At 54.8% G+C, this 13,027-nt stretch carries 11 protein-coding genes; 7 read left to right on the top strand and 4 right to left on the bottom strand.

The window, feature by feature from the left end; translation table 11 throughout:
* Positions 1-8 precede the first annotated feature (8 nt).
* Entirely contained in the window at positions 9-698 is a 690-nt protein-coding gene (locus tag ACR3ZL_RS07285) for a tellurite resistance TerB family protein (protein ID WP_473648542.1), read from the top strand.
* Between the two features lie 51 nt (positions 699-749).
* On the top strand, positions 750-1,580 hold the full coding sequence (locus ACR3ZL_RS07280; RefSeq protein ID WP_473648543.1) for an SDR family NAD(P)-dependent oxidoreductase: 831 nt from the start codon (positions 750-752) through the stop codon (positions 1,578-1,580).
* 93 nt (positions 1,581-1,673) lie between these two features.
* Here the strand turns inward: ACR3ZL_RS07280 and ACR3ZL_RS07275 are convergent, their stop codons facing one another.
* Together ACR3ZL_RS07275 and ACR3ZL_RS07270 are read right to left on the bottom strand one after the other, a co-directional pair.
* The gene (locus tag ACR3ZL_RS07275) at positions 1,674-3,071 is read right to left on the bottom strand and encodes a polysaccharide biosynthesis/export family protein (RefSeq protein ID WP_486173329.1); all 1,398 of its coding nucleotides are present in this window, start codon (positions 3,069-3,071) and stop codon (positions 1,674-1,676) included.
* Between the two features lie 161 nt (positions 3,072-3,232).
* Positions 3,233-4,222 (bottom strand): hypothetical protein, encoded by a 990-nt coding sequence (locus tag ACR3ZL_RS07270; RefSeq protein ID WP_473648545.1) that lies wholly within the window; start codon positions 4,220-4,222, stop codon positions 3,233-3,235.
* Between the two features lie 516 nt (positions 4,223-4,738).
* Here ACR3ZL_RS07270 and ACR3ZL_RS07265 point away from each other — a divergent pair.
* From ACR3ZL_RS07265 to ACR3ZL_RS07245, 5 genes are all read left to right on the top strand, one after another.
* Positions 4,739-6,331 carry an MraY family glycosyltransferase gene (locus ACR3ZL_RS07265; protein WP_473648546.1) on the top strand — a complete coding sequence of 531 codons (1,593 nt, stop codon included), beginning with the start codon at positions 4,739-4,741 and terminating at the stop codon, positions 6,329-6,331.
* Positions 6,328-6,669 (top strand): DoxX family protein, encoded by a 342-nt coding sequence (locus tag ACR3ZL_RS07260; RefSeq protein WP_473648547.1) that lies wholly within the window; start codon positions 6,328-6,330, stop codon positions 6,667-6,669. The genes ACR3ZL_RS07265 and ACR3ZL_RS07260 overlap by 4 nt, the downstream gene beginning before the upstream one ends.
* Before the next feature lie 177 nt (positions 6,670-6,846).
* Positions 6,847-7,959, top strand: coding sequence for a pyridoxal phosphate-dependent aminotransferase (locus ACR3ZL_RS07255; protein ID WP_473653375.1), 1,113 nt, complete (start codon positions 6,847-6,849; stop codon positions 7,957-7,959).
* Between the two features lie 80 nt (positions 7,960-8,039).
* Entirely contained in the window at positions 8,040-8,870 is an 831-nt protein-coding gene (locus ACR3ZL_RS07250) for a hypothetical protein (protein ID WP_473648548.1), read from the top strand.
* A gap of 51 nt (positions 8,871-8,921) precedes the next feature.
* Positions 8,922-9,476: a GspH/FimT family pseudopilin gene (locus ACR3ZL_RS07245; protein WP_486173328.1), complete on the top strand. Its 555-nt coding sequence runs from the start codon at positions 8,922-8,924 to the stop codon at positions 9,474-9,476.
* A gap of 1 nt (position 9,477) precedes the next feature.
* Here ACR3ZL_RS07245 and ACR3ZL_RS07240 read toward each other — a convergent pair whose 3' ends face one another.
* Both ACR3ZL_RS07240 and ACR3ZL_RS07235 read right to left on the bottom strand, forming a co-directional pair.
* The gene (locus tag ACR3ZL_RS07240; protein ID WP_473648550.1) at positions 9,478-12,321 is read right to left on the bottom strand and encodes a WD40/YVTN/BNR-like repeat-containing protein; all 2,844 of its coding nucleotides are present in this window, start codon (positions 12,319-12,321) and stop codon (positions 9,478-9,480) included.
* A gap of 98 nt (positions 12,322-12,419) precedes the next feature.
* Positions 12,420-12,863, bottom strand: a complete 444-nt coding sequence (locus tag ACR3ZL_RS07235) for a fluoride efflux transporter FluC (protein WP_473648551.1) — start codon at positions 12,861-12,863, stop codon at positions 12,420-12,422.
* Positions 12,864-13,027: the final 164 nt, after the last annotated feature.

Below are 13,027 nucleotides of genomic sequence, written 5' to 3'. Positions count from 1 at the left end.
GTTTGACGATGGACGCAGCACGTGTACTTGGGGCATTGCTTGGTAATCGAGCGGGCCGCACGCCTCGCAATGGCCAGATTCTCAACGAGGTTTTAAACGGAGTCGCCTCCGTGACACGTGCGGCGAATGATCGCCACCGCACAGACCATCACCGACCAGAGCGTTTCCCGCCATCCCATCACGCTCCTTTCGAACATATGGTCCGTGACAGTGTGGCGCGGCGTCACCGCCAAGGCGGACATTTTCCCAATTCAATGGAACCTTGGCTCAACGGAGGCGGTAGATCCATCCCGGCACCGCCCCCCAACCACGACCATCATCATCACAATCACCACGCTGGGATTTCCTACAACCAACGGGCGGAAATTTTGGTCACCGCGATGATCATGGCTGCCCAAGCCGATGGCAGAATCGACCAACGTGAGCAGGATGCTGTCATCGAGAAACTACATCCACTCGATCCGGCTGAAGTCGCATTCCTACGTCGTGAATTCCAACGGCCGCACGATGTACATGTCTTTGCACGTCAAATACCGCGTGGAATGGAGTACGAAGTTTACAGCATCTCCTTGATGGCCATTGATGTGGACACCCGTGCCGAGGTGGCCTACTTGCGTCAACTCGCCGAGTGCCTTGAAATCAGCGGCCCGGACTGCGACGACATCCACCATCGCTACGGACATCGCGATCGATTCTAAAAGTTCGTTCGCCAAAGCCGGGGTTAGCGATTCACAATTTGAAGTTGATGCATGATGCAAAAGAATGATCCACCCGCCGCAATCGTTTGCGGCGGCTCCTCTGGACTGGGAAGTGCAATCGTTGAGCGGCTCATTAGCCTCGGCTATGGAGTCACCGTTCTAGGGCGAGATGTCAACCGACTGAATTCGCTACAAGAGTCGCTCATAGCCCGAGGCGTGGATAGCAAGCGGATCCATGTTTTCGCCGCCGACGCGATCGCGAAATCAGATTTACAAGCCGCGGTTGCTTCACATCTGCAGTTTCATCATCGACTGGACGTATTGGTCAACGTAGTAGGCCGAAGCGACCGTGGCACAATCGAGTCACTCGAAGCAGCAACCATTCATGACCTAATCGACGCGAACGTGATCTCCACGCTAAATTGCAGTCAAGCTTGCTTGCCTGCCCTCAGGGAAAGCCGAGGCGTGATCGTCAACATCGGCACTCTGGCAGCCCATGTTTGCCCACGTTATCTAGGCGGCTATTCGATTGCCAAACACGCTCTGCGAGCTCTGACTCGTCAGATGCGATTGGAATGCAAAGCCGATGGTGTCCATGTTGGGCTCGTAAGCCCTGGGCCAATCTGCAGTGATAGCCGCCCCTCAGGAAACCGTTACGACGTCACTGATCGATCCGGCGTCCCCGATGCTGCGGCGGGCCCCGGCGGCGGCGCGAAGGTCAAACTGCTCAAAGCAGATGACGTTGCTGAAGCTGTCATTCGATGCATCAGGCATCGCCAAATCGAAATCATCATGCCAGGCAAAACACGTCTTCTTATGGCGATCGATGCCGTCTCGCCCAAACTGGCCGATTGGATCCTCAGCCGAAAGACGGCGAAGTAGTTCGAAAGAACGATCATCGAATGAGCGCATATAAAAACAGCCGACACTCGTTAGAGCACCGGCTGTTTTCGTTTGTTGACTAGAACGGTCTTGCTAGTTGTTATTTTGCAACAACTGCTGGATTCCGTAGGTGAAGAAGGTACCGAGCCCAAAGTTCAGCAATTCTTCCTCACACTTGTATTGCAGGATCAAGATGTCGCCTGGCTGTACAAGCGGTCGGCTTCGCGGATCGTTGGTCGCTTTAGCCAAGTCCACTTCGATTGCGATTTGACCGTTGCAAGGCGTTTTCCGCAGGATATATAACATCCCTGGTGGCACACCGCCGACAGAGGATGCACTTAGGCCGCCACCGGAGCCGCCTGCAGAGGCACCGAGCCCTTGCCCGGCGAGTGCCATAGCTCCAATCACGTCCAAGTCGTAGTCACGAGGAAGCTGGTATTCGCCGCCAGGCAACAACCCACCTGTGTAGAAGACTTCAGTATCGCGGTTTTCGATGTAGACGATGTCGCCGTCTTGAAGAGTGATATCAGCTTCCGCAATGTTCGGGATCACACCTGGACGTACTCGGAGCGGGATTCGCAGAACCGAAGGGTCTTCCGGAAGTTCCGGACCGCAGTAGCATGGATCCGCCATCGCAGCCCGTTGACTCGCCCAATAATTCCGCAAGAAGTCCGCACGTTTCCGTTTGTCCGCTTCGCTTGCACGAAGCACCCTTACTTCATTCTTAGCGTTCAAACCAGGAAGCCCGCCTGTCTCAACCAACGCATGTAGTACATCGTTTTTGTAAGCAGGAAGCTTTACCAACCCACCGCTGGCCGATTGGTCGCTACCACGAAGTGTGCCTCCACTGGCACTCCCGCCTACGCCACCGGCATCTTCACGAACAACGATGACATCATAGGTACGCTCTTTGATAATCGTTACGATTGGCCGAGCTTTTTCCGCACGAAGAATCTCACTATCGATATACGCGTTTCGAATTTTATCGCGAACTTGCTCGAGAGTGAGGCCCTGCACCTTTAATGGTTCGATCAGCGGCAATGCCAGCGTTCCGTCATCCTGCACTGCGATCGGGTAACCGATTGAAGGTGGCAGGGTGCTGTTTTCTTGTGGAAAGTTAACTGGTGGTGGCTGCGGAGGCTCGTTTGGCGGATTGAATGGCAGAACGCCCTCAATGTAGACCCCCAAAATATCATCCGGACCGAGCTGATAGTCACGCGGTGGCTCAAGAGAGAGCAACGCAATGTCTACGGGCACCAGATCGTTCTTAGGCTCCGGAAAAAAATCAGGCGAAATCCGATTCGCTGGAATCCCGTTGATCGGCTGAGTCAAGCTCGAACAACCAGTCAAAGACACGCTTGCAGCAAGACATAAGCCGCTACCAGCCACTCCACGAACTATGCGTGCGAAGGTTAGCTGTTTTCCCCGATCACGGCGAAATGCCCGACCAATCCGGGAAGCCCAAGCAACGGGTGATAAGTTGGTGTTCATCCTTGAACTCTCCAGAAAAACAAACGGGTGACGATTCGCCCGGGTGAATGGATTGGTGCGTGGTTGTATGAAAACAAAAGTCGACTGGGCATTCGCACTCGACTCACTAACGATTTAGATTGGCGAGGTACCCAAGTGAACGCTCGCCTCTGCAAACTGCTCTATCGCGAAGAGTCGCCTGGACGACCAAAAATCTCGTCGATGACTGAATCGATCTCGTCCTGAGTAGGCTCAACGGAATCGCTCAAAACCTTCGTGGATTGCATCGATCTTGGTGCCTCATCTTCCGAACTGTCTGAAAGAGAAGCCTCAACGGCTTCGGTACGAGAAACCAGCTCTTTAAACTGGTCCGCTTCAGACTGTTTACGACTTAGGTCATCACTAAACGGATCAGCGATCTTTTTCAGCGGAGCAGTCTTTTCCGGAACTGGCTTCGGAACCACTGATTCCTTTGTGCGGTAGGATGGATCCGGAGAATGCGATTCAGCATCCTCAATAATTACTTTACCGGGTACGAGGGTTTCCCCCTCACCCAAAACAATACCGGCAGGCAACATCGGCGTTGGTTGCGGAACGAACGTCGCCGGGGTAGGTACAGCAGTCCCAGTCATGCTCGGCATCGCTGGCTGTGACATGTTCAAACGAATCTGGTTGTAGTGACCAATGCCGTCTTGCTCAGCCGCTTTCACACCCAGTGGAAAGCCTTCGAACCAAGCGTTGATCGCAGCTTGTCCATTGCCGCTTTGATGACGCCAGCCCCAATACTGCGGCGAAACAACGGTGGGCGTGCAACCAGAACCGCCGGTTGCGACTTCGAGGTAACCGGCGATGAAACCCGCACGAAGATCTTTTAAGTAACGATGCCCGCGGAAGCAGTGCCTTTCTCTCAGCCATGCACGAGATGCCATCACCTTGTTTCGATGACTTACCATGAAGTCATCCAAGCAATCCGTATTGGAGATCTTCTGTTGAAGCCCCCCCAACATCGTGCAACCGGTCAAACCGGCGGTGGTCAAACCGAGCGTCAAACCAACCAGTAAACGACGTAGCCGATTTCGACGTTGTCGCCGCTCGCAAGTGACTTGATTCGTATTGCTGGACGGACGGCGCTTGTTGCAAGGCCCGTAAATTGTGTTGTTCAAGACGGTCATTCTGGCCGACTCCCCGTGCGGCGGATCTAATGTTCTCACGTGGAATTCACGCGATACAGTTCCTGCCACCATCTCGCCCCCCATAGGCTGCAACGGCGCATCAGAAGTTCGGGTTGTGACTTTTGGAACGGTAATTCCGCTTCAGACCACTTCCCAGAACTACTTATCGCCTGTTCAAGGCGGGCGGTTTAGCCAAATGTTCCTGAAATGCAAATCGTACTTAGTATGCTGGTTCTGACGACGGATCCGTTAGTACCAACTGTAGTGACAATGGAGACTCACACCCGTATGGGCACATCCAGCCGGTGAGAAACGCTAAACCCGAACATTCCGTCAGTGTGGCCATCCGATTTATGATAATGCCAATTTTCACAGTAGTCTGCGCAATCCTGCCAGCTAACTTTGCTTCGTACGGATATGCTCGCAATCTTTGACTGAGAAGTAGGTCGCCTCGACAGCCCATTCTGTTACCTTTATTTCTCGACGACTAGATACGCCCCTTTTCGCATCGTTTTCATGACATCAGCCTCTCTATTCCCGCTATTTGCAGCACTAGTTGCCGCGATGTTGATGGTGCCCATCGTTCGCCTAATCGCGATTCGCGTGAATTTGGTGGATCAGCCGGACGCAGAACGCAAGCTGCATTCTCGCCCGATCGCACTAGCTGGTGGAATTGCCGTCTTCTTTAGCACCTTGATCGCCATCGGTGCGTGGATCGGATACCAAACAGGGTGGACGTTTACAGCAAGCCCGGGGCTTCTTACCACACGCTGGATTGTTTTGCTGGGCTCTGCGATTGCTATCCTGGCCGTGGGCTTACTAGACGACGCTTTTGCGTTGCGAGGGCGACAAAAATTGCTTGCTCAGTGTGTGATTGCGATGGTCATCGTAGGCAGTGGCACGGTTCTCGATCGAATTGGATTGTTTGGCTATGACATCCCCTTAGGCATTTTCGCAATCCCGGTCAGTGTCCTGTGGTTGTTGATCGCGATCAACGCGTTGAACCTGCTTGACGGTGCCGACGGAATGGCAACCACGGTAGGCATCTTCGTCTCCGGCAGCCTTGCTGTCCTAAGCTTGATGAACCTTGGGGTAACTCTAGATGCCGTAACGGCCTTTGCACTCTGCGGAGCTTTGTGCGGCTTTCTGGTATACAACCGGCCACCAGCATCCATCTTTCTAGGTGATGCAGGAAGTATGATGATCGGGTTAGTCATCGGCGTGCTGTCGATGTGGTGCTCGCTCAAAGAAAGTACCCTGATCGCGGCGGCTCCTGTTGCCATTTTGATCCTGCCACTATTCGATTCAACCGCAGCGATCACCCGGCGCTGGCTGACCGGACGCAGCCTTTACACAACCGATCGAGGACACCTGCACCACGTACTGAACGAAAAATTCGGTCGAGCAGGAATGCTATGGGTGGTTGCTGCCGCCTGTGCAATTAGCTCTTCCGTTGCCATCGCGTCGATGTACTGGAACCAACAATGGCTCGCCCCAGTAGGCGCACTCGTTGTCATGCTGTGGTTAGTCGGAACGCGAACATTTGGACACTCCGAGCTACGACTGCTTAGTGGCAAAACGCGTCACTTGGTCAAATCGTTTCTAGTTCGTCCTGCTGTTTGTGATGACGAGAAGCACGAGCGTTCACTGAAGATGCAAGGCGATGGCCCATGGCACGAAGTGTGGGAACCGTTGATTGATTTTGCTCAGCAGCACGATCTTGTAAGCGTCAAGATCGATATCAACATGCCTTGGCTTCATCAGAGCTATCACGCAGCGTGGCGAAGCGTTCGCTTGCCGGAAAAAGCCTTTCAAAACGTGGTGCGTATCCCCTTGTTTGCCTGGCGTGGAAAAGCGGACTCACGCGAACATGCCCCCATCGGACGCCTCGAAGTCATCGCTGGTTCCACCGCTGGATCTCTTGAACAGTTGGGGGAATTCCTTGAGCACGCTGCAGAACTGCAAATTCAGGTTGAGTCAGTGGTCGAGCGTTTAGAAAATGGCGAGTGCGTGTCGAAGATCGACCAGCCAGCAACTTTCCTGCCGACTCTTTCGCCCATTGCCGAAGAAGCGGGATCCGCCGAATACGAAGTGACCTCGCGGCGATGATGACATCTGCAATCGGTTCGCTGATCGCAGTCGCGATTGCGATCATTGCAACGATTAGCTCCATCGCCAAGTGGCGGAATTGGCCTAGCATCCAAGCTAAGTGGGAACCCGAACTCGGCATGCCGGACCAATTTCGCATTTGGGCGGGAGTGGTCGAGTTCATCTCCGGTTTAGCATTGCTATTTCATTCGACGATGTACCTTGGAGCCATCGGTCTGACGGTATACCTCGGTGGCGCCATAGCCCTGCATGCCCGTATCAAATCGCTGTCGGTTTGCGTCTATGCCATACTGATGATCGTATTGATTTGGTTCAGCGTGCATTGCCGCATCGCCTAAGTGGGCTCCCACCAGATGCCCCCCTTCCATCGCTTCGCCAGAAAGCAACAACACCTTCGCGGCTAGTCATCCCACGCCGGTGAAAGCAAAATTAGCGAGGTATCGCAGAGATACCGGATGTGACAAAATAGCCCCCCCTCAGCAACAATTGTCTGTCCACCTTTATTGCCCATGACCATGCATCCTTGGATCGCCGACCGCACCGCTTCGTTTGACAGTAGCGGGATCCGTCGAGTTTTTGATCTCGCCACTAAGCTGAAAGATCCAATCAATCTTTCGATCGGACAGCCCGACTTTGACGTTCCCGATGAAATCAAAGAGGCAACGATCGAAGCTATTCGTTCAGGCAAGAACGCATATTCGCCAACCCAAGGGATCGCTCCGCTACGAGAAGCTATTCTAGCGGACGTCCAAAAGCAGTATCCAGGGCAAGACCGAGACGTCTTCATCAGCAGCGGAACCAGCGGCGGTTTAGTGCTCTCGATGCTCTCGATGGTGAACCCGGGCGACGAAGTCATCTTCCTTGACCCCTATTTCGTCATGTACCCCGCCTTAGTTCGCTTGTGCGGTGGGGTTCCGGTAATGGTCGATTCCTATCCAGACTTTCGGCTCGACCCCGACAAGATCGCTGCAGCGATCACCAGCAAGACGAAGATGATCGTCATTAATAGCCCAGGCAATCCGACAGGCGTTGTCGCCAGCGCAGCCGATCAAAAAGCGGTTGCGGAGACCGCAGCCGAACACAACATCGCTCTGATCTCGGACGAAATCTACAGTCGCTTCTTCTATGACGGCCAGTACTATTCGCCCGCTACCGACAACGCAGACACCATCGTGATTGACGGTTTCAGCAAGTCACACGCGATGACTGGCTGGCGAGTAGGCTACGTCCACGGGCCACCGGAGGTCATTGCGACCATGCTAAAAATACAGCAATACTCGTTTGTCTGCTCGCCCCAACCGGCTCAGTGGGGAGCACTGCGAGCGATGGAGGTTTCGCTGCAGGCCAACGTCGATGACTATCGGCGCAAGCGAGACTTTTTGGTGCAAGAACTTTCGCCGCACTACGAACTGACTTCGCCAGGCGGTGCCTTCTATCTGTTCCCTAAAGCTCCCGGCGAAAAGGGCGGAGAAGCGTTTGTCGAACGAGCGATCGAGCATGGCTTGTTGATCATCCCAGGAAAGATCTTCAGCAAACGAGACACTCATTTCCGAATCAGCTTCGCGGCCAGTGACGAAACGCTTCAACGAGGAACCGAGATGCTGATCAAGTTGGCCAAATCCACTTGATTTCGAGCGGAACGTTTTGGTGCTGCTTAGCGGCAGCAATCATTTACACGATCGGGGTATTGTTTCTAAAACGCTCCACGATGTGGAACCCTGGCCCGTGGCGGATGACGCTGCTGACGAATTGGATCACGGCAGTGGTGTTCGTTCCCATGCTCTACTGGGGCACCCCGATCACCGATTTTACGCTGCTTTGGCAACCTCTATTGGTGGCCACGTGCTTCGTTCTGGGGCAGATATTTGTAGTCTTGGCAGTCACGCAGGGTGACGTATCGATCGCGACCCCGGTACTTGGGCTCAAGATACTATTCGTAGCTAGCCAGCTTTTAATCTTTGCAGGCCAAGTGCCCTCGGTTTGGATCTGGCCCGCAGGAGTGCTGTCGGTTATCGCAGTTGCTTGTCTGAGCTACCAGGGCGGAAATCGCTTCACGCCAGCGACGCAGATCAAGAAAAGCTTCTGGGGCGGTCGTACTGGATTAACAACCGCGTATGCCTTGATTGCCGCATTCGCCTATGCCGCCCTCGATTCGATGGTGCAACTTTGGGCACCTGCGTTCTCCGTGCAGACCCTCATGCCGATCGCGATGATTTTCGCCGCCTTCATTTCACTCTTGATGATCCCGGTGCTGGAGGGACGGTACAGGGACATCCCCCGTCCAGCATGGCCTTGGCTACTTGGCGGCGGCTTTCTAACCGGACTCCAATCCATTTTTCTAACCTACGCCATTGGAACCTGGGGACAGGCTGCGGGTGCCAACGTCGTTTACAGCTCACGTGGGCTGTGGAGCGTTGTCGCGGTGATTACGGTTGGCAGCTACTTCTCGAAAACTGAATTTGCTGTACCCCGGTCGGTGAAGATCATGCGAATGATGGGTGCTGGCTTGATCACTCTGGCAATCACGATGCTACTATAAGAAATTCCGGGAATTCGACCACCTGCTCGATATTCTGAGCTAGCGTTGATCATGGCTGGCACAATCTTCCCAAACGCCCCGCGTTCTCGACATCCGCATTTCGCATCAAGCAAATCGGCACGTCCAGGTTTTTCGTTTGTCGAACTATCGGTCGTGCTTGTTGTCGTCGCTATTGGAGTCACGCTGGCGCTGCCTCGCGTCGCCGAATCCAAGGCGCGACTCCAAGTCGAAGCGGTCGCACAGACAATCCAATCCGACATCGAGCTAGCCAGACGAACAGCAATGAATCGTGGCCGTAAGGTCACCATTCAGTTCGACTGGACAACCGCAAGCTATCGCAGCGACGACCTCGTCGCGGACGGAATGGGTGACCAACCGCTGAACCTCAATCTCAATGAAGCCTTTGGTCATACCGTCAATCTATCCGCCAACTTCCAAGATCAAACCGGTATCGTCTTCAACTGCGATGGAACAGCCACGATGACTCGCGATCATGGACAAACCAGCCGCAACGGCGATGTAAAGATTTCCATCGACGGCACCCATGTCTACCTGCAACTTCGCCCTGGAGTGAGCCTGGTCACGACACGTGGGCGGAACGAATAGGCTACCGCAAAGTCAGCCAGGCGTCGAAATGAGGCATCACAGGTGTCGACAAAACTTCGCCGGGCTCTAGCACACCACACCGGGCCCGCTGCAATGCCGCGGGCAAATCAGACTTCAGCACCGCGATCTCCGCCGAACAAGTATCGACACAACGGGCAGCGTGCCACTGAATCGATACCGGCGAAGCACCATCGATGCTAGTCGACTGCTCTCCACCGCTTGCTAGCTGAAAATCGATTGTTGTCAGGTAGTCTCCGTCACAATCCAAACGCAACAAAATGTCTCGGTGAGCCCCTGCGTTAGCGACAGGCAGCTTGATTCCGAAGTAAAAGAAATCAGCATCGGCAGTCACTCGCATCAGCAAGTTCTTTCGCTCCATCGCTCTTGAATTTTGCCAACACGGTTCTGTTAGCTTCCCGTCAAGAAGCGGACGATCTCGATGGCCGAGCACCGGAAGTGCAATCGCTTGCGATCCAGAAGATGACTGATCCATATTTATGCGGCGACCAGCCATAATGACCGGGTGATAATCCCAATTCATTCGCTGATGACTTTCAATTTCGGATGCCGAAGCACCCCCATCAGACGCCGGCGATGAGCCAGCGGCACGAACGTCAGGTTGCCCGACAATGGCCTGAGCATTCCACCGCGGCGTAGTCTGCCAGACTGTTGCTTTCGCCTGCGGCACTAAGATCTTTGTTGTTGCGACTGAAGAGGGATAAGACGACTCGAACGACGCCGGAGCAACCTGAAAAGGAGAAACTGCCCTACCGCTGCTATGGGACACCCCCATCACTTCCGGTGCACTACCTGGAACACTCGCACGATCCGCGTCGGTGATCGGCGATAGATCATTCTCCGTCGCCGAACGATTCGCGACTTGAACGCCAGACCATTTCGAAATCGCCAACCTAGGCTGATCGACAAGGCGATGCTCGATGCTGGCACCTCGCGTTTGCAACGCCCAAGTTGCCCAGCGGCGAATCGACGTAGGACTCGCGTGCTTTGCAAGCTGCCCTAGCAATGCATCCTGCATCGATGTCGAACGGTCAGGTGATTGTGTCGATTGAACGTACACATCCCACAAAAGTCGTGTCCGATCTTCCGCGGCTGTAACCGCAAGCACACCGCCAATGGCTTGTTCGATTTCCTTTTGCCCTAACTCCGCAAACCCACTGCGAGATTTCAGCGATGTTGCAATCCTTGACAATTGGCCGCGTAGCCGTGTGGACTGGGTAGCACGAGCAGTGGCGATTTGTAGACGCCGGTGGGCAGCATGATAGATTTCAGTTTCGCTGTGCCGTTGCCCTGTCGTAAGCCGCACACCCGCCGCCAGAGAAATGTCGCGGCGAATTGCTCCGGATTGGTCGTCCAGCGTGGTAATTTCCATTGCATCCGCAATGCTTGTCCCGGGTCCACACATCATCAACGCGTCTAAAGCAAAATCGCCCGCCAAACACGCAGGATCTGTCATCAGAGCGTCGCGGCGCAGGATGGAAGACCGCCGCCAGATTGCAGCATCGGCAGTCAGCCCCAATCCCGACATCGAATCTGTACTTATTGAACCCGTATCCACGCTAGCCGCCCGCCGCGTAATGACCACCCTTTGCGGGAACGACGAAGTCGTGCCAGACGCCTCTCGCACCTTCGCGATCGCCGACAACCATGCATCGTAAGAAGCCGCAGGCAAGGACGAGTCCAACGCAACCACCGTGGGCCGATGCTGGTTTAGCCAGGCGATGCGAGAGGCGACATCCTTTAGTAGTCCGGACTGCGAATTGACCTGCAACGTTTCGCAGCACGCAACGCCGAGCCCCTTGGCCGCATCGGCGATCCGGTCCACACCAGTGGGCTCGGACATCGATTCCGTGGCGGGATCAATCGCCAGCGCAACACGAAGATGCTCCTGTAGCGATTCGCGTCCGATCACGGTCCAAGGCGCGGTCGTGGACGTCCCAACTACAAATGCGACGGCTGCATGACGATCGCCGCCACGGACCGCACGCCAATCAGCTCCACCGTGCTCATCTACATTACGAACCCAGATCGAACCATAGCGACCGACTACCAGACCGTCTCGTTGTTGCTGGGCCGCTTTCGCCTGTTCAGAACCCTGCCGCGAGTTTCCAGATAGATGGGTCGGCTGGCCTCCCGGCCGAGCGACCGTGTCTTCCACCCAAGTGCGACCGCCATCGTGAGTGAAGAAATGATTTACCCCGCTTGCTTCAGCAGCATCACCAACGGCCTGAACCACCGGCGAGAAGGTCTGTTCGGCGTCTGTGTTGGATACCAATCGAAGCAATCGCGGCATTTCAGTCGCATCGCCTAGCGACCAAGTCGCACCCGCATCGTCGCTTACTAGGCAAACCCCACGACTGATTCCGGTCACCGGCTCAAAAGAGCCACCGATGACAACGACGTCGACGGGCGAAAGCCACTTGAGATCATAGAGGTGCCAAAACGGAATTGGCCAACTCCGACGGGATTTCCGTTTCGCACCGAAAGCTGCCGGTTGGGCCGACGCATCATCGTCCATCCTGTACATCTGATCGACCAACGCCCAGGTTTGGCCACCATCGACAGTCCTTAGAATCGTGCCGCCATCCCCGACCGCGATTGCGACTCGCGAATCTTGGTCTGTCTCGATAGCCGAATCCGTAGATCGCATACCGGGCACGGAATGTTCAGAACGGGTCCTGTTTGGAGGCCCCGGCGCGAATTTGGCCGCATGCAGGGTCGCACTTTCGCGAAATGCGGATACGGACAAATAGGCCGGCGTCAGTCCGATGCTGGTCAAATCCATCCGATCACCAGCGGGCACGGTCCGCCCCGACATCACAAACATCAGAATCGCATGCAGGCAACACAACCAGCAAAGTTTCCTGAGAGTTTTCAAATTCGCGACAGTAGATCGATCCAAAATATTCCGCCTAAACCAGTCAATCATGAGAAGATTCCGCGGACAGTGGCTGCGGCGGCCAAAAACAGCAGCCACCCTCCGATAATGTTTACGCTCATCAGGGCTAAGCTAACGCCAGGACGACCACTTCCCCCCAACACGGCGGCGTCGCCGATCAGCGTACTGAAGGTCGTCAAACTACCAAGGAATCCGACTCGAATTGCTAGCATCATCCGTGGATCGAGCGGCGTTTGTGCCGTGGCAGCCATGTTTTCGGTCCACTGATACAAGGCACCCAGCAGCAAACAACCAATCAAGTTTGCTAGCGTGGTCGCGAAACTGGCACCGCCACCGACAAAGTGAGCGGCCCAGTGGATGGGCTTGGCGAAAGTAGGCTGGGTCATTGCGGCGGCGATGCCGTATCTTCCCAAAGCGCCCAAACCACCGCCAATTGCCACCGCGAGGACGTTCGAAGCAGTAGCGATCATGGACACTTCCTCTTTTTCACCATTGTCAGTTCGCTCCTGGGAATTTACTTTGAGGGGTTCAGAATCGTAAGTTTTCGCGTCCTGTGACAAGGTCCATTTCCGCAACGGTGTGGATTGGCCTGTATGTCCGCCGTGACCCACACCAAAAACACTTAGAAAGATAC

Source organism: Rhodopirellula sp. J20-39 (assembly GCF_057365095.1).
This window is presented reverse-complemented; position numbering and strand designations above follow the sequence as displayed.

Excerpts from the sequence above, each read along its gene's own strand:
- ACR3ZL_RS07245 (WP_486173328.1), top strand. The coding sequence starts at position 8,922 with ATGGCTGGCACAATCTTCCCAAACGCCCCGCGTTCTCGACATCCGCAT.
- ACR3ZL_RS07270 (WP_473648545.1), bottom strand. The coding sequence starts at position 4,222 with ATGACCGTCTTGAACAACACAATTTACGGGCCTTGCAACAAGCGCCGT.
- ACR3ZL_RS07285 (WP_473648542.1), top strand. The coding sequence starts at position 9 with ATGGACGCAGCACGTGTACTTGGGGCATTGCTTGGTAATCGAGCGGGC.
- ACR3ZL_RS07250 (WP_473648548.1), top strand. The coding sequence starts at position 8,040 with ATGTGGAACCCTGGCCCGTGGCGGATGACGCTGCTGACGAATTGGATC.
- ACR3ZL_RS07260 (WP_473648547.1), top strand. The coding sequence starts at position 6,328 with ATGATGACATCTGCAATCGGTTCGCTGATCGCAGTCGCGATTGCGATC.
- ACR3ZL_RS07240 (WP_473648550.1), bottom strand. The coding sequence starts at position 12,321 with ATGTTTGTGATGTCGGGGCGGACCGTGCCCGCTGGTGATCGGATGGAT.
- ACR3ZL_RS07275 (WP_486173329.1), bottom strand. The coding sequence starts at position 3,071 with ATGAACACCAACTTATCACCCGTTGCTTGGGCTTCCCGGATTGGTCGG.
- ACR3ZL_RS07280 (WP_473648543.1), top strand. The coding sequence starts at position 750 with ATGATGCAAAAGAATGATCCACCCGCCGCAATCGTTTGCGGCGGCTCC.
- ACR3ZL_RS07235 (WP_473648551.1), bottom strand. The coding sequence starts at position 12,863 with ATGATCGCTACTGCTTCGAACGTCCTCGCGGTGGCAATTGGCGGTGGT.
- ACR3ZL_RS07265 (WP_473648546.1), top strand. The coding sequence starts at position 4,739 with ATGACATCAGCCTCTCTATTCCCGCTATTTGCAGCACTAGTTGCCGCG.
- ACR3ZL_RS07255 (WP_473653375.1), top strand. The coding sequence starts at position 6,847 with ATGCATCCTTGGATCGCCGACCGCACCGCTTCGTTTGACAGTAGCGGG.